Below are 20698 nucleotides of genomic sequence, written 5' to 3'. Positions count from 1 at the left end.
ACCCCGCCCGCGCCGTTTGTCGTTGACGAACGCCACCCCCACCGCCACGAAGTAGAGCAGGGAGAGGGAGGCCGCCAACAGGGTCATGCCGAACGGCCCCGGGTCAGGCGTGGCGATCGCCGCGAACGCGAACGAAATGAAGATCACGACGCGCCACCAGCTCAACAGCCGCCGGGCGCTCGCCACGCCGGTGAAGTTGAGCATGAGCAGGATCAGCGGGAACTCGAACGCCACCCCGAAGAGCAGGATCATGTTCGTGATGAACGCGATGTAGGCGCTGACCTCGAACTGGTTGGACAACCCGCCCACGCCGGACTCCATCAGGAACCCAAGGCCCTTGTCGACCACCAGGTAGGCGAGGGCCGCGCCGGCCGCGAACAGCGGGGCGGCGATCGCGACGAAGACGTAGGCCCACTTACGCTCATGACGGTGCAGACCTGGGGCGATGAACGCCCAGAGCTGGTAGAGCCAGACCGGTCCACCGATGATCAGACCCAGCCAGAGCGCGAGCTTCAGCTTGAGCACGAAGCCGGTGGTCGGCGCCAGCGCCAGCAGGTCCTGACAGTTGCCCAACGCGTCGGTCGTGCCGGGCAGCCGGCAGTAGGGACGCTTCAGCAGCAGGAAGACCGGATCGGCGAGCCAGAACCCGGCGACCAGGCCGCCGACGACCGCCAGCGACGCCCGGAACAGGCGGTTACGCAGCTCGCGGATGTGCTCGATGAGCGTCATCGAGCCGTCGGCCGCGCGCGCGAACGTGCTCGGCCCGCGCTTCTTCAACCCGAAGGCCACGGTGGTGGGGGCCCTTCCGGCTCAGTTCTCGCGGACGCGGTGCACCGGGTCGACCGGCGGGGCGACCGGCTGCTGCGGCTGCGGCGCGTACGGCTGCTGCGTGTACTGCTGCTGGGCGTACGGCTGCCCCTGCACGGGCTGCTGCGGCTGGAGCGGCTGGTAGCCGGCCTGTGCGTCGGCCTTCTCGGCGAGATCGCGGTCGTCGTCGTGCAGGCTCTTGGTCTCAGCCTTGATGATCCGCAGCGAGCGGCCCAGCGAGCGGGCCGCGTCGGGGAGCCGCTTCGCGCCGAACAGCAGGATCAGCACGACCACGAGTACGGCGATGTGCCACGGCTTGAGGGCACCCATGGGAAGCTCCAGTCGCTCTGTGTCGGTAAGGGGTGGGTCGTCGCCCATCGTACGTGTGTCGCAGCGGCTTGCCACCCCCGCGGGCCTGCTGGTGCGGGCCCGATCGGTGAAGTTTCGACCAACCCGAAGTGTCCCGTCAACCGTCCAGGTCCGCGCATTCTGCGCGTAACCGCCTGGGAACGCGCAGAGGACGCTCACCGGGCCGACCGCCGTCGATCAGTCGCCGCGCCTGGCCTTGATCAACGCGATCCGCTCCTGCGCGAGCGCCGCCCGCTCCTGGAGCGACTCGGCCCGCGCCTGCAACTGCTCGGCGGCCGACCGCAGCGACTCGGCCTCGACCGCCCGGCGCTGCAACGCCAGCGCGGAACGGCGCAGCCCGGGCAGGCGGCTCACCACCGGACGGATCGCCAGGGCCAGTACGACCAGCGCGAACACCACGACCCCGAGCACGATCCACGTCACCACGGCGGTCAGCCTATCGGGTGCCGCCGACGGCTGCCGGGTCGGCGCTGCCGGCCGGGGTGGCGTACGCGTCGAGCGCGGCCACGGCCTGGGCGCGTACCTGCTCGGCCAGCTCGGCCGGGGCCACCACGGTCACCTCCGGGCCCAGCCCGAGCACGAACCGCCGGGCCCACCCGAGGTCGGTGACGCGCAGCGACACCAGCCACTGCTCGCCGTCGGCCTCGACCCGCTCGCACGGATAATATTCGGTGATCCACCGCTCGCCCCGGCCGATCCGCAGCGTGATCAGCGGCAGGTCGGCCGACGGGCTGAACACGCCGTCGCTGAGATCGTGCGGGCGGGCCTGCGGCGGCACCACCGCCTGCTCCGGCAGCTCGGTCACCGCGTCGATCCGGTCGGCCCGGAACAGCCGCACCCCCTCGGCGCGGCGGCACCACGCCTCCACGTACGCCCGGCCGCCGACCATCAGCATCCGCAGCGGGTCGATGGTGCGCTCGGTGGTCTCGTCCCGGGCCGGGGTGTAGTAGGTGATCCGCAGCGCCCGGCCGCGTTCGACGGCGGCGCGCAGCTCGCGTACCCGGGCGGTGTCGCCGGGCAGGCGGACCTCGACCGGCGCGCCGGCCAGGTCACCGGCGGCGTTCTCGATCTTGGCGAGTGCCCGCTCGACCGCCTCCCGGTTGGCCACGCCCGGCGTCTCGGCGATCATCCGCAACGCCACCACCAGCGCCAGGGCCTCGTCCGGGGTGAGCCGCAGCGGGCGGTCGATCCCGGCGTCGTAGGTGATCGTCACCCGGTCGCCGTCGAACGCCATGTCGATCAGGTCGCCCGGACCGTAGCCGGGCAGCCCGCACACCCAGAGCAGTTCCAGATCCTCGCGGAGCTGCTTCTCGGTCACCCCGAGGTCGTGCGCCGCCTCGGCGATCTCGATGCCGGGGCGGGCCAGCAGGTAGGGCACCAGGTTGAGCAGCCGGGCCAGCCGGTCGGCGGAGGCACGGCCCGCGCGGGCCGCCGGGCGGGTCACCGGGCACCCCCGGTCACGGCCAGCTCGTCGTGGCGGGCGGCGACCTCCTTGAGCCGCTGGATGACCGCCTCCCGTACCTCCGGTGGCTCCAGCACGCGGACGTCCGGGCCGTACCCGACGATCTGGCCGGCCAGGTAGTCGGCGTCGGCGTACGGCAGCACCAGCCGGTCGCCGTCGGGGCCGGCCTGGCACTCGACGGCCCAGCGGCGCAGCCCGGCGGCGCGGCCCGGCGCGGCCAGCACCGTCGCCCGGCCGGTGCGCTCCACCGGCCCGGACCAGCGGGCCACGTGGCTGATCAGGTCGACACCGGCGGGCGGCTCGTAGGCGCCCGGCTCGCCGGTCGCCCGCACCGTGCCGACCACCCGGGACAGCCGGAAGCAGCGGGTCGCCGCGCGGTCCAGGTCGTGGCCGACGACGTACCACCGGCCGCGCCAGCAGACCACGCCCCACGGCTGCACCCGGCGGCGGGTGGGCGCGTCCCGGTCCGGCACGCGGTAGTCGAAGCTGACCTCGCGCCGGTCCCGCGCGGCGGCGGTGAGCGGCGCGAACGCCGGGTCGACCGTGACCATCGGCTCCAGGCCCAGCGTGGCCTGCGGGTCCACGTCGATGCCGGCGGCGCGCAGCTTCGCCAGCCCCGACGACGCGGCGGCGGCCAGCCCGGCGTGCTGCCACAGCCGGGCGGCGATGCCCACGGCCGCGGCCTCGTCCGGTTCGAGCGGGATGTCGGGCAACGCGTACGCGCGCGGCGCGATCCGGTAGCCCGGCTCGGCGTCGAAGACGCTCGCCGTGCCGGTCTCCAGCGGCACGCCCAGCTCACGCAGCTCGGCCTTGTCGCGCTCGAACTTGCGCTGGAACGCCTCGTGGTCCTTGGCGTCGTCCGGGTCGTGCTCGTAGCCGGGCACGGTCGCGGCGATCTGCGCGGCGGTCAGGAAGCGTCGCGTCGACAGCAGGCAGATCACCAGGTTGACCAGGCGTTCGGTACGGGTCCGGGACACGCCCAAACGCTAGCAGCCCGCGCGTGCGGCGCGGGCACCCGCGCGGCGCGGCGCGGGGGTCTTCCCACCCGGCGGCGGCCATCGACCGGTCATAGGGTGATCGCATGGCGGAACCGGAGGTCAAGACCGAGAGCGTCGGCACCGTCGTGGTGGCCGGCGCGGCGAACCTCGCCATCGCCGTCGCCAAGCTGGTCGCGGGCCTGATCTCGGGCTCCGCGGCGATGCTCTCCGAGGCCGCCCACTCGCTCGCCGACACCACCACCGAGGTGCTGCTCTACCTGGCGCTGCGCCGAGGCGCACGGCCCGCCGACACCCGGCACCCCTTCGGGTATGGCAAGGAGAGCTACGTGTGGGCGTTCCTCGCCGCGCTGTTCACCTTCGTCGCCGGGGCGGGCTTCGCCGTCACGCACGGTGTGACCACCATCCTGGTGCACGAGCACAGCGGCGAGTACCTGGTCTCGTACGTGGTGCTGGCGGTCTCCTTCGCGATCGAGTCGGTGTCGCTGGCCCGGGCGGTCCGGCAGGTGCGCGGCGAGTCGCGCCGCTGGGACACCACCCCGCGCCGCTACCTGCGCCTGACCGCCGACACCACGGTCAAGGCGGTCTTCCTGGAGGACAGCGCCGCGCTGATCGGCCTGCTGATCGCCGCCGGCGGGCTCACCCTGTCGCACCTGACCGGCGACGAACTGTACGACGGCATCGCCTCGATCCTCATCGGCGTGCTGCTCCTGGTGGTCGCCGCCGTCCTGGCGCGCAGCAACATCTCACTGCTGGTCGGCCGGTCCGTATCCGACCGGCTGCACCGCCGCATCGAGCGGGAACTGGCGGACGTGCCGACGGTGGACCGGGTCGACACCTTGATGACCATGTTCCTCGGCCCGGACGACATCCTCGTCGCCGCCAAGGTCGACTTCCGCGACGACGCCACCGGCGCGGACATCGAGGCCGCCGCCGACGAGGCCGAACGCCGGCTCACCGGGCACTTCCCGGAGATCGCGTACGTCTTCCTCGACCCCACCCGGTCCCGGTCGCCCGGCCGGCCCGCCCGCACCACGCAGGACGAGGCGGGCCGCCCGGCCGACGACCGGAACCCCTGACCCGGCCGGGGGCCGTCCCGGCGGCGGCCGATACCGTGCACCGCATGGTGCGATGGCGGTCCGGCACGGTCACGGCGGTACGGCGACGGTGGGCCGGCGCTGTCGAACTCGACGTCGACCTGCCCGACGGCGCCCGGATGCGTGCCCTGGCCTACCCGGCCCTGGTCGGCGAGCCCGAACCCGGCGACCGGGTGCTGCTCAACGCCGGGGCGCTGCTGATGGGCCTCGGCACCGGCGGCTACGCGCTGGTCGTGGCGCTGCCCGACCGGCTGCCCCCGGACCCGCCGCTGGCCGGTGACAGCCGCGACGCCGGGCACCTGGTCAAGGCCCGCTACACGCCGCTGCAACCGATCCTGCTCGGCGTGGACGAGGAGGCGTCGCCGCACCACGACCGGCTGGCCGCCGCGGACTCGGTCGACGGCATGCCGGTGGTCACCGCCGATCTGCACTCCGCGCTGCCGGCGATCCTGGCCGGTGTACGCGCCGACGCGCCCGACGCCCGGGTCGCGTACGTGCTGACCGACGGTGGCGCGCTGCCGGCGTGGTTCTCCCGCACCCTGGCCGGGCTGTCCGGGCACCTCGCCGGCACGGTCAGCGTGGGCCAGGCGTTCGGCGGTGACCTGGAGGCGAGCACGCTGCACAGCGGCCTGCTCGCCGCCCGGCACGTGCTCGACGCGGACCTGACGATCGTCGCCCAGGGGCCGGGCAACCTCGGCACCGGCACCCGCTGGGGCTTCTCCGGCGTGGCCGTCGGCGAGGCGGTGAACGCCGTCGCCACGCTGGGCGGGCGCCCGGTCGGGTCGCTGCGCATCTCCGACGCCGACGCCCGGCCCCGGCACCGTGGCGTCTCCCACCACAGCCTGACCGCGTACGGCCGGGTCGCGCTGGCCCCCGCGGAGCTGGTCGTGCCGGACGGCCTCGCCCCCGGCCTGGCCGCGGAGGTCGCCGCGGCGCTGACGCCGCTGGCCGACCGGCACCGCATCGTCACGGTGCCTGCCGACGGCCTCGACGCGGCGCTGCGGGCCGCCCCGGTCGGCCTGTCCACGATGGGCCGGGGCCTGGACGCCGACCACGCCTACTTCCTGGCCGCCGCCGCCGCCGGCCGGTACGCGGCCCGCCTGCTCGGCTGAGCCGCGCCGCCGTCAGATCGCCAGGTAACCGTTCGCGACGAGGTGGTCGGCGGCTCGCGCGTACGCCTCGGGATCCCGCGGTGTCCAGGTGCCCAGACCGTCGACGTAGCGGTTGAACATGCAGAACGCGGCGGCGATCAGCACCGTGTCGTGGATCTCCAGGTCGGTGGCGCCCTCCGCGCGGGCCGCCTCGACCAGTTCGGTGGTGACCTCCCGGCCGCTGCGGCGCACCGCGGCGGCGATGTGCAGCAGTGCCCGCAGCCTGGCGTCGACCGGGGCCGTGCCGACGTCCGCGCGCACGTGGTCGACCAACGGCATCCCGGCGGGCAGCTGCGCGGCCGCGAACGCCGCGTGCGACGAGCAGCAGAAGTCGCAGTCGTTGAGGCCGGAGACGTACGCCGCGATCAGCTCCCGCTCGCCCGGCGTCAGCGTGGGATGCGGCGCGCGCAGCAGCACCTCCGCCAGCTCGCCCAGCGGCTTCGCCGTCTCCGGCCGGAACCGCAGCGGCCCCCGGATGCCCGGATGTGCCTTCTCGTCCAGCCCGAGATCGATGTGTGCGATGACGTCACGCTCCCTGTCCGTGCCGGCGGTGCCGGCGGCCTCGCCGTCCAGAGTGCCGTCACCGCCGGCGCCGGAGAAGACGCCGGAGACAGGTCAGCATGATGGAAGAACCAGGGCCCTGCCCGGCCTCCCCATACTTGCCGGGTACCCGACTCCGGCCCCACCACTCCCCACTGACAGGCGTCGTTCCCGGCTGCCCGGGGAACGCGTGCGGCCGCCGTTTAGGAGGCCCCTCATGGCACTGCGACAGTTCCCGGACGCGACCCCCGACGCCGGGATCTCCCCCCATCGCCCCCGGCACCGGCTCCGACTCGCCCTGGTCAGCGCGGCAGCCGGCGTGCTGCTGGCCGTCCTGTGGTCGTTCGAGCTGGTCGACAAGGTCATCGGCGACAACGTCGCGAACACCGTGCTGGGCCACGACGCCAAGGAGACCGCCATCACCGGCACCGTCGCCGGATTGCTCTTCGCCTTCGTCTCCGGCTTCGCCGGCACCTTCACCGCCTGCAACATCGCCGTCGCGGCCTCGGTCGGGCCGATGAGCCAGGTCTCCGGCGCCGACCCGGCCGGGGGCACCCGGCCGGCGCTGCGTGCCCTGCTGCGCCCGGTCGGCTGGCTGACCCTCGGCATGGTCGCCGTCTCGGCGAGCTACGGCGTCGTCGGCGTGCTGGCCGGCGACCGGCTGCCCCAGCTGTCCACCGACGTGGTCGGCGGCGTCCCGGTACGCCTCATCCAGTCGTCGGTCGTCTTCGGCGTCATCGGACTCGCCCTGACCTACCTCGGACTCGCCGCGCTCAAGCTGGTGCCGGACGTCTTCGCGCACCGGCCCGTCGCCCGGGTGGTGACGATCGGCGCGCTCGTCGGCGGTTTCCTCGTCGGCCGGCCCTACCCGATGTTCAACAAGCTGTTCCACTGGGCCGTCGACACCGGCAACCCGCTCTACGGAGCGCTGGCGTTCACGCTCCAGTCGCTGGGCAACATCGTGCTCGTCACAGTCGTCTTCGCGGTCGCCGTGGCGATCAGCCGGGGACGCTTCCTCGCATGGATGGCCGACCCCCGCCGCGCCGCCGTGGTCACCGGAGCGCTGCTCGTCGCGCTCGGCGTCTTCACAGTCGTCTACTGGGACGTGCGGGTGCCTGCGCTGTTCGGCTTCGGCTGGTTCCCCCGGATGCCGTACAACTGACCGGCCCGGAACTCAGCCGAGGAACAGGATCAGCCCGAGCCAGGCGCCCACGATCAGCACCAGCGCCGCCGCCAGCACCCAGGTCGGCACCGTGTAGTCGCCGCGCCTGTTGCGCTCGATCTCGGCGCGGATCTTCTCCCGCCGACGGTCGATCCAGTTGAGCTTCTCGGTGCCGTCACGGTCCGAGGACGTCTCGCGGCCGGACCCACCGGCGGATTCGGAAGTGTTCATCGCGACGCCAGCGTACCTGTGGACGGGCGGCCGGTGCCGGGCACCGGCCGCCCGCACGATCACATGCTGGCGATCAGCCGCTCCACCCGCTCGTCGTAGGCCCGGAACGGGTCCTTGCACAGCACCGTGCGCTGCGCCTGGTCGTTCAGCTTCAGGTGCACCCAGTCCACGGTGAAGTCGCGCCGCTTCTCCTGGGCGTGGCGGATGAACTCGCCGCGCAGCCGCGCCCGGGTCGTCTGCGGCGGCGTCTCCTTCGCCTCGAAGATCTCCGGGTCGGTGGCCACCCGGTCCACCTCACGACGGCGCTCCAGCAGCCCGTACAGGCCGCGCCCGCGCCGCAGGTCGTGGTAGGCCAGGTCCATCTGCGCCACCCGCGGGTGCGACAGCGGCAGGTCGTGCTTGCGCTGGTAACGCTCGATCAGCTTCAGCTTGGTGACCCAGTCGATCTCGCGGGCCACCGGGTCCAGGTCGCCGGTCTCGACCGCGCGCAGCACCCGGCCCCACAGGTCGACCACCCGCTTCGCGGTCTGGTCGCCGCCCCGGCGCTCCACGAACTCCGTCGCCTTGGCCAGGTATTCCTGCTGGATCTCCAGCGCCGAGACCTCCTTGCCGGAGGCCAGCCGCACCTTGCGCCGGCCGGTGATGTCGTGCGACACCTCGCGGATGGCCCGGATCGGGTTCTCCAGCGTCAGGTCGCGCATCACCACGCCGGCCTCGATCATCCGCAGCACGATGTCGGCGGTGCCGACCTTCAGCAGCGTGGTGACCTCGTTCATGTTCGAGTCACCGACGATCACGTGCAGCCGGCGGTAACGCTCGGCGTCCGCGTGCGGCTCGTCGCGGGTGTTGATGATCGGCCGGCTGCGGGTGGTCGCCGACGAGACACCCTCCCAGATGTGCTCGGCCCGCTGGGACAGGCAGTAGACAGCGCCGCGCGGCGTCTGCAGCACCTTGCCCGCGCCGCAGATCAACTGCCGGGTGACCAGGAACGGGATGAGCACGTCGGCGAGCCGGCCGAACTCGCCGTGCCGGGACACCAGATAGTTCTCGTGGCAGCCGTACGAGTTGCCGGCCGAGTCGGTGTTGTTCTTGAACAGGTAGATCTCGCCCGCGATGCCCTCGTCGTGCAGCCGCTTCTCCGCGTCGACGAGCAGGCCCTCCAGGATCCGCTCACCGGCCCGGTCGTGTGCCACCAGGTCGGTCACCGAGTCGCACTCCGGAGTCGCGTACTCCGGGTGCGAACCGACGTCGAGATAGAGGCGGGCGCCGTTGCGCAGGAACACGTTGCTCGACCGGCCCCACGACACCACCCGCCGGAACAGGTACCGCGCGACCTCGTCGGGGGACAGTCGGCGTTGCCCGCGATAGGTGCAGGTGACGCCGTACTCGGTTTCGAGGCCGAAGATTCGCCGCTCCATGATGAGACATTAGCCGCCCGGAGCCTCCGATGGGCAGCGCCGACGCTCGCCGCTTGCGATCTCCCCCGCGCAGATCGGCGAGGTGGCGGCATCCGTACGCGAAAAACCCCGCCACCTCGGCGAGGTGGCGGGGTCCGCGACGGTCGTCACTCGGCGGGCTTGTCCTCCGCGTTGCCCTCCAGATCGGCCGAACCCGCCGACGTGGTCGGCTTCTTCGCCTCCTCCGTCGGCACGGTCGGCGTCTTCGCCCGGCCCGGCGCGGGCGCGGTGTCGGCCTCGGCGTCGCCGTCCAGCAGCGCGGTGAGCGCCGCGCCGGTCACCCGCCGGAACGTACGCCCCACCCGGCGCCGGTCCAGGACCGCCACCTCCAGCTGGTTCGCGGCGATCGTGCGGGCCGCCCCGCCCTCGCCGCCGACGCTGCTCAGCGCCTTCATGGCGGCCCGCACCGCCTCCGACAGCGACATCTCCGGCCGGTGCTCGTTCTTCAGCACCCCGCTGATCGCCTCGGCCTGGCCGCCCATCGCCATCCGGCCCGGCTCGTCGTTCACCGAGCCGTCGTAGGTCACCCGGTAGAGGGAGTCGTCCTCGGGCGCGGCGCCCACCTCGGCCACGCAGATCTCCACCTCGAACGGCTTCGACTGCTCCGTGAAGATCGCGCCGAGCGTCTGCGCGTACGCGTTGGCGAGCGCCAGGCCGTTCACGTCCCGGCGGTCGTAGCTGAGGCCGTTGAGGTCGGCCATCCGCACGCCCGCGCGGCGCAGGTTCTCGAACTCGTTGTACCGGCCGACAGCGGCGAAGCCGATCCGGTCGTAGATCTCGCTGACCTTGTGCAGCGTGCTGGACAGGTTCTCGGCGACGAAGAGCACCCCGCCCGCGTAGCTCAGGACCACCGCGCTGCGGCCCCGGGCGATGCCCTTGCGGGCCAGCTCGGAGCGGTCGCGCATGATCTGCTCGGGCGAGGCGTAGAACTGCATGGCCACGGCGGCGGTTCTCCTTCTGCGGGACTGCTGACTCGGTGGACGGTGGGAGCGGCCTCAGCCGCCGGGGTTCTCCATCCGGCCGGACACCACGCTCTCCGCGATCGCCGCCGTCTCGGCGTCGGTGAGCCGGTGGGTGCCCTCGGCGGTGGCGGTCATCACGACCGGGTAGATCCGCCGGGTCAGGTCGGGGCCGCCGGTGGCGGTGTCGTCGTCCGCCGCGTCGTAGAGCGCCTCGACCGCCAGCCGCGTCGCGTCCTGGACCGACAGGCCGGCCCGGAACCGCTTCTTCAGCGCGGACTTGGCGAACAGCGAACCGGAGCCGATGGCGTCGTAACCGGTCTCCTCGTACGGGCCGCCGGTCACGTCGAAGCTGAAGATCCGTCCGGCCCGCGCCGGGTCGCTCGCGGCCAGGTCGAAGCCGGCGAACAGCGGGATCACGGCGAGGCCCTGCATGGCCGCGCCCAGGTTGCCGCGGATCATCGACGCCAGCCGGTTGGCCTTGCCGTCGAGCGAGAGCATCGCGCCCTCGATCTTCTCGTAGTGCTCCAGCTCCACCTGGAACAGTCGCATCAGCTCGATGCCGATGCCGGCGGTGCCCGCGATGCCGACGAGCGAGTACGCGTCGGCCGGGTGCACCTTCTCGATGTCGCGCTGGGCGATCAGGTTGCCCATCGTGGCGCGCCGGTCGCCGGCCATCACCACACCGCCGGCGGCCGAGATGGCCACGATGGTGGTCGCGTGCGGCGCCATGTCGGCGGCCATGCCGGGCGGCAGCGGCCGACGGCCGGGCAGCATCTCGGGGGCCACCTTGCTCAGGAACGCTGTGAAGGAGGACGTCCCCGCGTTGGTGAACACATCTGGAAGACGCCCGGATGGATCAAAACCCGCTGCCACGTGGTTCCTCTCAGGTACGTGATCGCCCTGGCCAGGACGTCGGGGTTGTCCTTGAACTGACCAAGACCACCGTTGCAGTTGAAGCAGAGTATCCCGCGCACCCATCCGGTGCGATGATCGTGGTCCAGATGTTCCGGATCGGGGCGCCGGCAGATCGCGCAGACGCCGCCCTGCTCGGCCAGGAGCTCCTGGAACTCCTTCTCCCCGACCCCGTACCGACGGCGCAGGTGGTACTCGCGATTGCCACCGTAGAGCCGCTGCTTGCTCTCGTTACCACGCGCGATGTGGCACGGCTTGCAGTAGCTGTGCCGACCGCTGGCGTTGGTCGTTCGGGGGAAATCGTCTACGGGCTTGATCTGCTCGCAGTCGGGGCACCACTTGAGGCCGTCCGCTACCGGCACGGCAGCCCTTCGCTGCGGCGCGATGCCACGTTTCCGGCGACTCGCCTCTGAGCGAGCAGCGGCACACGTCTTGCAGTAGAACGCCAGCCCGTCTGGACGACGCCGATTACGGTGGAACGCCGACGCGGGAAGCGAGCGGCGACACTGGGGGCAAAGCTTGTCCGAAGCCTCTGGCAAATCGGACATAAGCCTCATTGACCCCCCTTCTGCACATATCCTCTCACGAATTCCTCGGCGTTCTCCTCCAGGACGGAGTCGATCTCGTCGAGCAGGTCGTCCACGTCCTCGGTGATCTCGGCGTGCCGCTCGGCCACCTCGGGGTTGGCCTCCGCGGTGACCTCCTCGACCTCCTCGCGGGACTTGCCGGACTGGGTCTGCCCACCCTCTTGCGTCGCCATGGTGGTGCCTCCTCCACGATCGCCTGCGATCAACTTACCTCGCGGGAGCGACGAAAGGCCCGTCGCGTGCCCGTTTCCGGCACCCGGCGGGCCTTCCGGCATCGGGGTCACCCGCCGGTGAGCGTCTCCAGCAGATCCTTCGCGCTCTCGCAGCGGTCGAACAGCTCGCCGACGTGCGCGCGGGTGCCCCGCTCGGGCTCCATCATCGGCACCCGGACCAGCGACTCCCGGCCCACGTCGAAGATGACCGAGTCCCAGCTCGCGGCGACCACCTCGGAGGCGTACCGGTCCAGGCAGCGGCCCCGGAAGTAGGCCCGCGTGTCCTCCGGCGGTTCGGTCATCGCGGCGCGCGTCTGCTCGTCGGTGAGCAGCGTCTTCATCGAGCCGCGCTGCACCAGCCGGTGGTAGAGGCCCTTCTCCGGCCGCACGTCGGAGTACTGGAGGTCGACCAGTTGCAGCTTGTGCGAGCCCCAGGCCAGCTTCTCCCGCTCCCGGTAGCCCTCCAGCAGCCGCAGCTTGGCCACCCAGTCCAGCTCGTCGGCGCACTCGAACGCGTCCCGGCCGAGCCGGTCCAGCACGCTCTCCCAGCGGCGCAGCACGTCGGCCGTCTGCGCGTCCACGTCCTTGCCGTAGCGGTCGTCCACGAAGGAGCTCACCCGCTCCAGGTACGCCCACTGCACGTCCAGCGCGGTGAGCCTGCGGCCGTCGCGCATCCGCATCAGGTGCTTGAGCGACGGATCGTGGCTGACCGCGCGCAGCTCGGCCACCGGGTCGGCGATGCCCAGGTCCGCGCCGAGCGCCTTCTCCTCGATCATGGCGAGGATCAGCGAGGTGGTGCCGACCTTGAGGAACGTGGAGATCTCGGAGAGGTTGGCGTCGCCGATGATGACGTGCAGCCTGCGGTACTTGTCGGCGTCGGCGTGCGGCTCGTCCCGCGTGTTGATGATGGGCCGCTTGAGCGTCGTCTCCAGTCCCACCTCGACCTCGAAGAAGTCGGCCCGCTGGGAGATCTGGAAACCGCTCTGGCCGCCGTCCTGGCCGATGCCGACCCGCCCGGCGCCGCAGACGATCTGCCGGGTGACGAAGAACGGCGTCAGGTACGCCACGATGTCGGCGAACGGCGTCTGCCGGCGCATCAGGTAGTTCTCGTGCGCGCCGTAGCTGGCGCCCTTGTTGTCGGTGTTGTTCTTGTACAGGTGGATCGGGTGGGTGCCCGGGATGGTCGCGGCGCGGCGGGACGCCTCGGCCATCACCCGCTCCCCCGCCTTGTCCCACCGCACCACGTCGAGGGGGTTTGTGACCTCGGGTGTGGAGTACTCCGGGTGGGCGTGGTCGACGTAGAGGCGGGCGCCGTTGGTGAGTATGACGTTGGCGAGCCCGAGATCCTCGTCGGCGAGCGCCTCGGCCGGGTCGTACGCGGCGCCGGAGTAGGTGAACCCCCGGGCGTCGCGCAGTGGCGACTCCTCCTCGTAGTCCCAGCGGGCCCGGCCGCCCCGGTTGAGTTCCGGCCGCGCCCCGTAGGCGTTGACCACCTGGGAGGAGGTGACCATCGGGTTGGCTCCGGCCTGGCCGGGCACGGAGATGCCGTACTCGACCTCGGTGCCCATGATCCGTCTAACGCTCATCGACCTGCCCGCTCCGCTCGCCGTCCCGGTCCCCGTCACGTCGAGCGTAGTCGGCGTGACGCGCCGAGGGGGCGTGGCGGCAGCGCCGGGTCCGGTGTGGCGGCTTCCCCGGGTACGCGCGAAGGCCCGTGGCGCGTACGCCACGGGCCTCCGTCGAGGGGGTCGGACTACAGGTACTGGCCGGTGTTGCTGGCGGTCTCGATGGACCGTCCGGCCTCGGCGCCCTTGCCGCCGGAGACGAGCGTGCGGATGTAGACGATCCGCTCGCCCTTCTTGCCGGAGATGCGGGCCCAGTCGTCGGGGTTGGTGGTGTTGGGCAGGTCCTCGTTCTCGCGGAACTCGTCGACGCAGGCGTCGAGCAGGTGCTGCAGGCGCAGACCCTTGCGGCCGGAGGTGAGGAACTCCTTGATGGCCATCTTCTTGCCCCGGTCGACGATGTTCTGGATCATCGCGCCGGAGTTGAAGTCCTTGAAGTAGAGGACTTCCTTGTCACCGTTGGCGTAGGTGACCTCGAGGAACCGGTTCTCCTCGGTCTCGGAGTACATCCGCAGGACCACCGCGTCGATCATCGCCGCGACCGTGGCCTGGGCGTCGCCGCCGTGTTCGGCCAGGTCGTCGGCGTGCAGCGGCAGGCCGGCGAGGATGTACTTGGAGAAGATGTCCTTCGCCGCCTCGGCGTCCGGCCGCTCGATCTTGATCTTCACGTCGAGCCGGCCGGGGCGCAGGATCGCCGGGTCGATCATGTCTTCCCGGTTGGAGGCGCCGATGACGATGACGTTCTCCAGGCCCTCGACGCCGTCGATCTCGCTGAGCAGCTGCGGGACGATGGTGTTCTCCACGTCGGAGGAGACGCCGGAGCCGCGGGTGCGGAACACCGAGTCCATCTCGTCGAAGAACACGATCACCGGAGTGCCCTCACCGGCCTTCTCCCGTGCCCGCTGGAAGATCAGCCGGATGTGCCGCTCGGTCTCGCCGACGTACTTGTTGAGCAGCTCGGGGCCCTTGATGTTGAGGAAGAAGCTGGTGTGCCGATCCTTGCCCTCCCGCTCGGCGATCTTCTTGGCCAGCGAGTTCGCCACCGCCTTGGCGATGAGCGTCTTGCCGCAGCCGGGCGGGCCGTAGAGCAGGATGCCCTTCGGCGGCCGGAGCTGATGCTCGCGGAACAGGTCGGAGTGCAGGAAGGGCAGTTCCACAGCGTCGCGGATCTGCTCGATCTGCGCCTGGAGGCCACCGATGTCCTCGTAGTCGACGTCGGGCACCTCCTCCAGGACCAGCTCCTCGACCTCGCTCTTCGGGATCCGCTCGTACGCGTACGCCGAGCGGGGCTCGATCATGAGCGAGTCGCCGGCCCGGATCGCGCTGCCGATCAGGGTCTCGGCGAGGTGCACGATGCGCTCCTCGTCGGAGTGCGAGACCACGAGCGCCCGGTCACCCGGAGCGCCCTCGGGGCCCGCCAGGATCTCCTTGAGCATCACCACCTCGCCGACCCGCTCGTAGCCGAACGCGTCGACGATGTTGAGCGCGTCGTTGAGCAGGACCTCCTGGCCACGGCGCAGCTCGTCGACCTCCAGCGAGGGCGAGACGGCGACGCGGAGCTTGCGCCCGCCGGTGAACACGTCCACCGTGCCGTCGTCGTGCTTGGCCAGGAAGACGCCGTAGCCACTCGGCGGCTGGGCGAGCCGGTCGATCTCCTCCTTGAGCGTCACGATCTGCGCGCGAGCCTCCTTGAGGGTGCTCACGAGCCGCTCGTTGTTCTCGGTCAGCCGCGCCAACTGTGCCTGGGTGGCCGCCAGCCGCTCTTCGAGCTGCCGGACGTGTCGAGGGCTTTCGGTCAACTTGCGCCGCACCAGAGCGAGTTCCTCTTGCAGGAACGCGACCTGCGTGGAGAGATCGTGGGCTTCCTTTTCCCACCGTGCGGCGCGCGAGTCCGCGTCGTCGCTGCGTGCCACGTCCCACCTCCCCGGGGGGCTTGAACGTTCTGACCTAACACTAGCCGCTATGAGCCCGATTCGGTCCACAGCAACGCGCTCGTCACCGAAGCTTGATCGCGAAGGGCTGGTCGCGGGGCGGGTACGGGCGTTCGGGTACCGTCGGAGCGTGGGACGGGAGAACATGGGGGGTGCTTCGTGACCGACGTCGCGACCGACCAGTTGCAGGTCTGGGTGGATCAGGATCTCTGCACCGGTGACGGGCTCTGCGTGCAGTACGCGCCGGAGGTCTTCGAGTTCGACGTCGACGGCCTGGCGTACGTCAAGGGCCCCGACGGCGAGCTGCGGCAGGCCCCCGGCGCCCGGGTCGACGTGCCGGAGCACCTGCGCCTCGAGGTGATCGACTCCGCGAAGGAGTGCCCGGGCGAGTGCATCCACGTGGTGCGCGGCAGCGACGGCGTCGAGGTGGCCGGCCCGGAGGCCGAGGACTGAGGCGGAGACGGACACGACGGGCCGGGGACGTGTGGTCCCCGGCCCGTCGTGCGTCCGCCTCAGAGCAGGGGCCGGCCGACGACCGAGGCGACCAGCCGGGCGAACTCCTCCAGCCGGGCGATCTGCCCGGCCCCGCCGTCGTCGAGGGTCTTGCCGAATCGCAGCGCGTCGTGCCGGGGCGCGCCGATCGCCTCGTCGCTGGGCGGCGCCTCGTCCAGTGAGCTGAGCAGCAGGTACACGTCGATGCTGTCGACCCGTACGGTGCCGTTGTCGGCGCGCATGAGCCGCCGCCGGCAGCCGACCTCGGTGACGGTGGACAGCGGCACCACCCGCAGCGACGAGGTCATCGCGCCGGGCGGCCCCTCCCCCGGCGGCACGTCCTCGCCGTGCCAGAGCACCAGCCGGCTGCCGTCGCAGACGACGACCTCCTGCCACACGCCGTTCACCTCGTTGACGAAGCGCTCCAGCGTGAACCCGAGCACTGAGGCGCCGCGCAGCACGCCGTCGAGCGCCTCCAGCGCGATGTCCGGGTCGCGCAGGTACGCCCGCGCGGCCGACTCCAGGTCGGTGTAGGGCGACCAGTCCGGGAAGACGGCGGGCAGGTCGCCGTTGCCGTAGCCGGGGTTGATCACGCCGCCTCCCGCCGACCCGCGCCGCGGCGCCGCCGTCGGTTCCGGTCACCGGCACGGGCGCGCCGCCCGACGCGCGCCCCGATCCGCTCGCTCATGCCACCGTCTCCACCCGCTCAGGTGTCGTCCCCACCGGCACACATGATCCGCCCGTGCGCGCGCGGGCGCGCGGCGGGGGTCAGGACTGCTCCGGCTCCTCCGCCGCGCGGGCCGCGGCGGCGGCGCGCAGGGCGTCGCGGCGCTGCGCGTACGCCTCGGCGCCCTTGCTGGGCTTACGCCGCCGCGGCGGCGCGGTGACCCCGGGGGCGAGCTTGCGCGCGGAGACCAGGAACGCGGTGTGGGCGATCATCCGGTGGTCCGGTCGGACGGCGAGCCCCTCGGCGTGCCAGTCGCGCACGAGCGACTCCCAGGCGCGCGGCTCGGTCCAGCCGCCGCGCTCGCGCAGCGCCTCGACCAGCTCGGAGAGCTGCGGGGTGGTGGCCACGTAGCCGATCAGCACGCCGCCGGGCACGAGTGCCCGCTCGACCATGTCGAGCATCTCCCACGGGGTGAGCATGTCGAGGATGATCCGGTCGAATCCGGTCTCGGCGCAGTCGGCGACGTCGCCGACGTGCAGGTTCCAGGCCGGGTGCGGGCCGTTGAAGAACGCCTCGACGTTGCGGCGGGCGATCTGGGCGAAGTCGTCGCGCAGCTCGAACGAGTGCAGCTCACCCTCGGTGCCGACGGCCCGCAGCAGGGAGCAGGACAGCGCGCCGGATCCGGCGCCGGCCTCCAGCACCTTGGCGCCGGGGAAGACGTCGCCCATGGCGACGATCTGCGCCGAGTCCTTCGGGTAGATCACCTGGGCGCCGCGCGGCATGGACAGCACGTAGTCCGACAGCAGCGGCCGCAGCGCCAGGAACGCGGTGCCGCCGCCGGCGGTGGTGACCACGCTGCCGTCGGGCAGGCCGATCAGGGTGTCGTGCTTGAGGATCCCGCGATGGGTGTGGAACTCCTTGCCCGGCTCCAGCGTCACGGTGTGCATCCGGCCCTTCGGGTCGGTCAGCTGGACCCGGTCGCCCGGCCGGAACGGCCCGCGGTGGACCGGGGGCAACGCCGGGACGGTGGAGATCTCTGCGGTCACGTGTTCGTCTTCCGTTCGGGTTCCAGGAGCTGGGCGAGATCCGCGATGTGCAGCACGCCGACCACATCTTCGCCTGCCGTCACGACGTACTGCGCGCCCGGGTGGGTCCGCACGGTCTCCAGCACCCGCTCGCCGTCCGCCCCGAGCGGCAGGGCCGGCACGGCGGACAGGTCGCGGGCCACCTCGTCCACCGCGACCCACGGCCTCCGTTCCGGGGGTACGGCGGCGACGCGGGCCGGGTCGACCAGGGCGACCGTACGGCCGGCCGAGTCGACCACGCCGAGCGCCGCCTCGGGGGTGCCCGCCTCGTCGCGGCGGCGCTGGGCCTCGGCCAGCGGCGTGCCGGCGGGCACCGGCAGTACCGCGCGGGCCAGCCGGGCCAGGTCGACCAGGTGCAGCCGGCGGCCGATGCGCGCCATCCGGATCGACTGGCCGGCGCCGCGCCACAGCGTCAGCGCGACGAGCAGCAGCAGCGGCAGGGCCAGCGGGGCCAGCGCCCGGCGCATGGTGAGCACCACGACCAGCGCCAGCGTGCCCAGCGCGACGGCCCGGCCCACCCAGCCGGCCACCTCGGTGCCGCGGTGGCGGTCGCGGGTGAGCGCCCACACGGCGGCGCGCAGCGCCCGGCCGCCGTCCAGCGGCAGGCCGGGCAGGCTGTTGAAGATCGCCACCACCACGTTGCTGACCGCGAGCTGGAAGGCGAGCTGGTGGCCGAGCGTGCCGGCGGGCAGGGCGAGGGTGGCGGCGACCGCGCCGGCGCCGAGCACTGCGGAGACGGCCGGACCGGCCAGGGAGATCAGCAGCTCGACCCGGGGGCTGGGGGCGTCGCGGTCCATCTCGGTGTAGCCGCCGAGCAGTTCCAGCGTGATCCCCCGCACACCGATGCCGTACCGGCGGGCGGTCAGAGCGTGGCCCAGCTCGTGCAGCAGCACGGAGCCGAGCAGGGAGATCACGAAGCCGACGCCGACCAGGTAGCCGCCGAGCGGGCCGAGGTCGAGCTGGCGGCGGGCCAGCGCCGCGTACAGCACCGTGACCACGACGGTGAGCAGCAGCATCGAGGCGTCGACGCGCAGCGGCACCCCGAGGACCCGGCCGAGGCTGAGCCCCGGCCGGCGGGGTCCTCGGCTCCGCTGCTGCACCGGCCCGATGCTACGTGAGCTGAGCTCCAGCGAGCCCCGCAGCCGGGGACGACCCAGGGCGCCGCGATCCCGATCATGCTTCGGTGCGGCGACGCCGGCCCTGTCACACGCGTGCCCTAACCTTCCGGTCATGACGGCGGAACCGATGATCGACAGTCACGGCGACCAGACGGCGGCACCGGCGCCGGTCACCGTGCGGGCCTCGTTGTCGCCGTCGCGGGCGGCAGATTTCAAGACCTGCCCGTTGCTCTACCGGTTCCGCAGCATCGACCGGCTGCCCGAGCGGCCGACCGTCGAGCAGGCCCGGGGCACGCTCGTGCACGCCGTGCTGGAGCGGCTGTTCGACCTGCCGGCCGCCGCGCGCACCCCGGAGTCGGCGGGTGACCTGGTCGTCCCGCAGTGGGACCGTCTGGTCACCGAGGAGCCGGAGCTGGCGACGTTGTTCGCCGACGGCGACGCCGTCGGGCCGCAGGAGTTCCTCCGGTCGGCGACGGCGCTGCTGGACGGCTACTTCGCGGTGGAGGACCCGCGCCGGCTGGAGCCGGCCGAGCGCGAGGCGCTGATCTCCGCGGTGGTGGACGACGAGCTGCTCATCCGGGGCTACCTCGACCGGCTCGACGTCGCGCCGGACGGCGCGCTACGGGTGGTCGACTACAAGACCGGCGGGGCGCCGCGCGAGGCGTTCGAGGCGCGCGCGCTGTTCCAGCTCAAGTTCTACGCCCTGGTGCTGTGGCGCACCCGGGGCGTGGTGCCGCGCGTGCTGCGCCTGCTCTACCTCAAGGACGCCGAGGTCTGCGACTACGCGCCGGACGCCGACGAGCTGGTGCGTTTCGAGCGCACCGTGGTGGCGCTGTGGCGGGCGATCGAGCAGGCCACCGCCCGGCAGGACTTCCGTCCCCGGCCGAGCCGCCTGTGCGACTGGTGCAACCACCAGGCGCTGTGCCCGAGCTACGGCGGGACGCCGCCGCCGTTCCCGGTGGCCGCCGCCGCGCCCGACCCGCTCGTGGACGCCCGCTCCCGACCGGTGGCGCCCGGCGCCGACGAGTGAGCTCCGCTCCCGCCGGAGGGTGCCCGGGCTGACGCCTGACCGGAGGGTGCCCGGATCGACGGGCGATCCCGCGCACGCCGGTGATGCCCAGCCGTACCCGCCGTCAATCCACCCGTTCGGACCGTAACCGCACACAAGAGCGCCCGCGATCCCGTGCGGACCGGCGCGCGGAGCGCCCGCGATCCCGCGCGCGGCTCGGGCGCGGGGAGCGCGTCCGAGCCCGATGCGGGACCGGTGCGCAGAGCGCCGTGGGATTTGACCGACGACACCGAGATGGCCTGTTCGGTGGTGGCCGGACTGGCCGCCGGGGGACGGATCGACCGGGACCGGCTGGCGTTGGCGTTCGCGCAGCGCTGCGGCCCATACCCGGGGGTACGGGCCGGGCGCGGTGACGGTGCTGCGGCTGATCCGTACCGGCACGCCGTGGCCGGTGGCTGCCGCGTCCGCCTTCGACGGGCAGGGCTCCTGCGGCTGGGTCGCCGCCACGCTGCCGCACGACTGTCCCGCCGCGATCCGTGTCTACGTGTAGGCGGGCGGCCACGTGGACACCACAGCCGCCATCGCGGGCAGGACCGTTACCGCGTACACCGGTTTGAGCGGGCGCGACCGCCCACTTCCCGCCGCCTGGGGGCATGCGCGCCACCTCGGGGAGGTGGCGGGATCGAGCGGTGCGTGATGCCGCAACCTCCCCGACCAGGTGTGGATCACCATCGGTGGCGACCGGGCACCCGGACCACTTCACCGAAGTGGCGAGGTTGACGGGCGGGATGCACCCAGGTCAGGGAGGTGGCGGGTCGACGGGGGTGGGG

General features: G+C 72.4%; 22 protein-coding genes and 1 pseudogene. 6 read left to right on the top strand and 17 right to left on the bottom strand.

What is annotated here, in order from left to right; all coding sequences use genetic code 11:
- From tatC to ABD52_RS27590, 5 genes are all read right to left on the bottom strand, one after another.
- Window positions 1-789, bottom strand: a 789-nt coding sequence (gene tatC, locus ABD52_RS27610; RefSeq protein ID WP_047893703.1) for a twin-arginine translocase subunit TatC, incomplete at its 3' end; no start/stop codon positions are given.
- A 21-nt stretch (window positions 790-810) separates the two neighbouring features.
- Window positions 811-1137, bottom strand: a complete 327-nt coding sequence (tatA, locus tag ABD52_RS27605; RefSeq protein WP_047893702.1) for a Sec-independent protein translocase subunit TatA — start codon at window positions 1135-1137, stop codon at window positions 811-813.
- Between the two features lie 216 nt (window positions 1138-1353).
- On the bottom strand, window positions 1354-1602 hold the full coding sequence (locus ABD52_RS27600) for a hypothetical protein (RefSeq protein ID WP_047893701.1): 249 nt from the start codon (window positions 1600-1602) through the stop codon (window positions 1354-1356).
- Between the two features lie 10 nt (window positions 1603-1612).
- Window positions 1613-2620, bottom strand: coding sequence for a YafY family protein (locus ABD52_RS27595; RefSeq protein ID WP_047893700.1), 1008 nt, complete (start codon window positions 2618-2620; stop codon window positions 1613-1615).
- On the bottom strand, window positions 2617-3615 hold the full coding sequence (locus tag ABD52_RS27590; protein ID WP_047893699.1) for a YafY family protein: 999 nt from the start codon (window positions 3613-3615) through the stop codon (window positions 2617-2619). Before ABD52_RS27590 ends, ABD52_RS27595 begins: the two co-directional genes overlap by 4 nt.
- A gap of 104 nt (window positions 3616-3719) precedes the next feature.
- Between ABD52_RS27590 and ABD52_RS27585 the strand changes: the two genes are divergently transcribed.
- Window positions 3720-4712 (top strand): cation diffusion facilitator family transporter, encoded by a 993-nt coding sequence (locus tag ABD52_RS27585; RefSeq protein ID WP_047893698.1) that lies wholly within the window; start codon window positions 3720-3722, stop codon window positions 4710-4712.
- 44 nt (window positions 4713-4756) lie between these two features.
- Window positions 4757-5842, top strand: a complete 1086-nt coding sequence (locus ABD52_RS27580) for a DUF3866 family protein (protein WP_047893697.1) — start codon at window positions 4757-4759, stop codon at window positions 5840-5842.
- Window positions 5843-5854: 12 nt separating this feature from the next.
- Here the strand turns inward: ABD52_RS27580 and ABD52_RS27575 are convergent, their stop codons facing one another.
- Window positions 5855-6403 (bottom strand): carboxymuconolactone decarboxylase family protein, encoded by a 549-nt coding sequence (locus ABD52_RS27575; RefSeq protein ID WP_047893696.1) that lies wholly within the window; start codon window positions 6401-6403, stop codon window positions 5855-5857.
- Between the two features lie 235 nt (window positions 6404-6638).
- On the opposite strand from ABD52_RS27575, the gene ABD52_RS27570 reads away from it, so the two are divergent.
- Window positions 6639-7583 (top strand): hypothetical protein, encoded by a 945-nt coding sequence (locus ABD52_RS27570; RefSeq protein WP_030273995.1) that lies wholly within the window; start codon window positions 6639-6641, stop codon window positions 7581-7583.
- A gap of 12 nt (window positions 7584-7595) precedes the next feature.
- On the opposite strand, the gene ABD52_RS27565 is transcribed toward ABD52_RS27570, so the two are convergent.
- The 8 genes from ABD52_RS27565 to arc all read right to left on the bottom strand — a co-directional run bounded on the left by ABD52_RS27565 (window position 7596) and on the right by arc (window position 15479).
- Window positions 7596-7814 (bottom strand): hypothetical protein, encoded by a 219-nt coding sequence (locus ABD52_RS27565; protein ID WP_013286110.1) that lies wholly within the window; start codon window positions 7812-7814, stop codon window positions 7596-7598.
- A 59-nt stretch (window positions 7815-7873) separates the two neighbouring features.
- Window positions 7874-9232: a Pup--protein ligase gene (gene pafA / locus ABD52_RS27560; protein WP_013286109.1), complete on the bottom strand. Its 1359-nt coding sequence runs from the start codon at window positions 9230-9232 to the stop codon at window positions 7874-7876.
- A 146-nt stretch (window positions 9233-9378) separates the two neighbouring features.
- Window positions 9379-10212, bottom strand: coding sequence for a proteasome subunit alpha (prcA, locus tag ABD52_RS27555; protein ID WP_047893695.1), 834 nt, complete (start codon window positions 10210-10212; stop codon window positions 9379-9381).
- 54 nt (window positions 10213-10266) lie between these two features.
- Window positions 10267-11106 (bottom strand): proteasome subunit beta, encoded by an 840-nt coding sequence (prcB, locus tag ABD52_RS27550; protein WP_176921676.1) that lies wholly within the window; start codon window positions 11104-11106, stop codon window positions 10267-10269.
- Window positions 11025-11693, bottom strand: a complete 669-nt coding sequence (locus tag ABD52_RS38580) for an endonuclease VII domain-containing protein (protein ID WP_047893704.1) — start codon at window positions 11691-11693, stop codon at window positions 11025-11027. Before ABD52_RS38580 ends, prcB begins: the two co-directional genes overlap by 82 nt.
- 5 nt (window positions 11694-11698) lie before the next feature.
- Complete coding sequence (locus ABD52_RS27540; protein WP_013286106.1) at window positions 11699-11905, bottom strand: ubiquitin-like protein Pup; 207 nt, start codon at window positions 11903-11905, stop codon at window positions 11699-11701.
- A gap of 107 nt (window positions 11906-12012) precedes the next feature.
- On the bottom strand, window positions 12013-13530 hold the full coding sequence (gene dop, locus ABD52_RS27535) for a depupylase/deamidase Dop (RefSeq protein ID WP_013476949.1): 1518 nt from the start codon (window positions 13528-13530) through the stop codon (window positions 12013-12015).
- Window positions 13531-13697: 167 nt separating this feature from the next.
- Window positions 13698-15479 (bottom strand): proteasome ATPase, encoded by a 1782-nt coding sequence (gene arc / locus ABD52_RS27530; protein WP_013286104.1) that lies wholly within the window; start codon window positions 15477-15479, stop codon window positions 13698-13700.
- A 177-nt stretch (window positions 15480-15656) separates the two neighbouring features.
- Here arc and ABD52_RS27525 point away from each other — a divergent pair, with 177 nt between their 5' ends.
- A complete protein-coding gene (locus tag ABD52_RS27525) occupies window positions 15657-15950 on the top strand; it encodes a ferredoxin (RefSeq protein WP_013286103.1) in 294 nt (97 codons plus the stop codon).
- 59 nt (window positions 15951-16009) lie between these two features.
- On the opposite strand, the gene ABD52_RS27520 is transcribed toward ABD52_RS27525, so the two are convergent.
- From ABD52_RS27520 to ABD52_RS27510, 3 genes are all read right to left on the bottom strand, one after another.
- Window positions 16010-16582: a hypothetical protein gene (locus tag ABD52_RS27520; protein WP_047893693.1), complete on the bottom strand. Its 573-nt coding sequence runs from the start codon at window positions 16580-16582 to the stop codon at window positions 16010-16012.
- 175 nt (window positions 16583-16757) lie between these two features.
- On the bottom strand, window positions 16758-17702 hold the full coding sequence (locus tag ABD52_RS27515) for a tRNA (adenine-N1)-methyltransferase (RefSeq protein WP_013476951.1): 945 nt from the start codon (window positions 17700-17702) through the stop codon (window positions 16758-16760).
- Window positions 17699-18757 (bottom strand): M50 family metallopeptidase, encoded by a 1059-nt coding sequence (locus ABD52_RS27510; protein WP_235437573.1) that lies wholly within the window; start codon window positions 18755-18757, stop codon window positions 17699-17701. Before ABD52_RS27510 ends, ABD52_RS27515 begins: the two co-directional genes overlap by 4 nt.
- 229 nt (window positions 18758-18986) lie before the next feature.
- Here ABD52_RS27510 and ABD52_RS27505 point away from each other — a divergent pair, with 229 nt between their 5' ends.
- Together ABD52_RS27505 and ABD52_RS38575 are read left to right on the top strand one after the other, a co-directional pair.
- On the top strand, window positions 18987-19889 hold the full coding sequence (locus tag ABD52_RS27505) for a PD-(D/E)XK nuclease family protein (protein ID WP_013286099.1): 903 nt from the start codon (window positions 18987-18989) through the stop codon (window positions 19887-19889).
- Window positions 19890-20162: 273 nt separating this feature from the next.
- Window positions 20163-20565, top strand: a pseudogene (locus ABD52_RS38575) (hypothetical protein).
- The last annotated feature ends 133 nt before the right edge of the window (window positions 20566-20698 follow it).

This window comes from Micromonospora sp. RV43 (genome assembly GCF_001029515.1).
GTDB lineage: Bacteria > Actinomycetota > Actinomycetes > Mycobacteriales > Micromonosporaceae > Micromonospora > Micromonospora aurantiaca.
The sequence above is the reverse complement of the archived record's forward strand: the minus strand, read 5'-3'. Positions and strand labels throughout refer to the sequence as shown.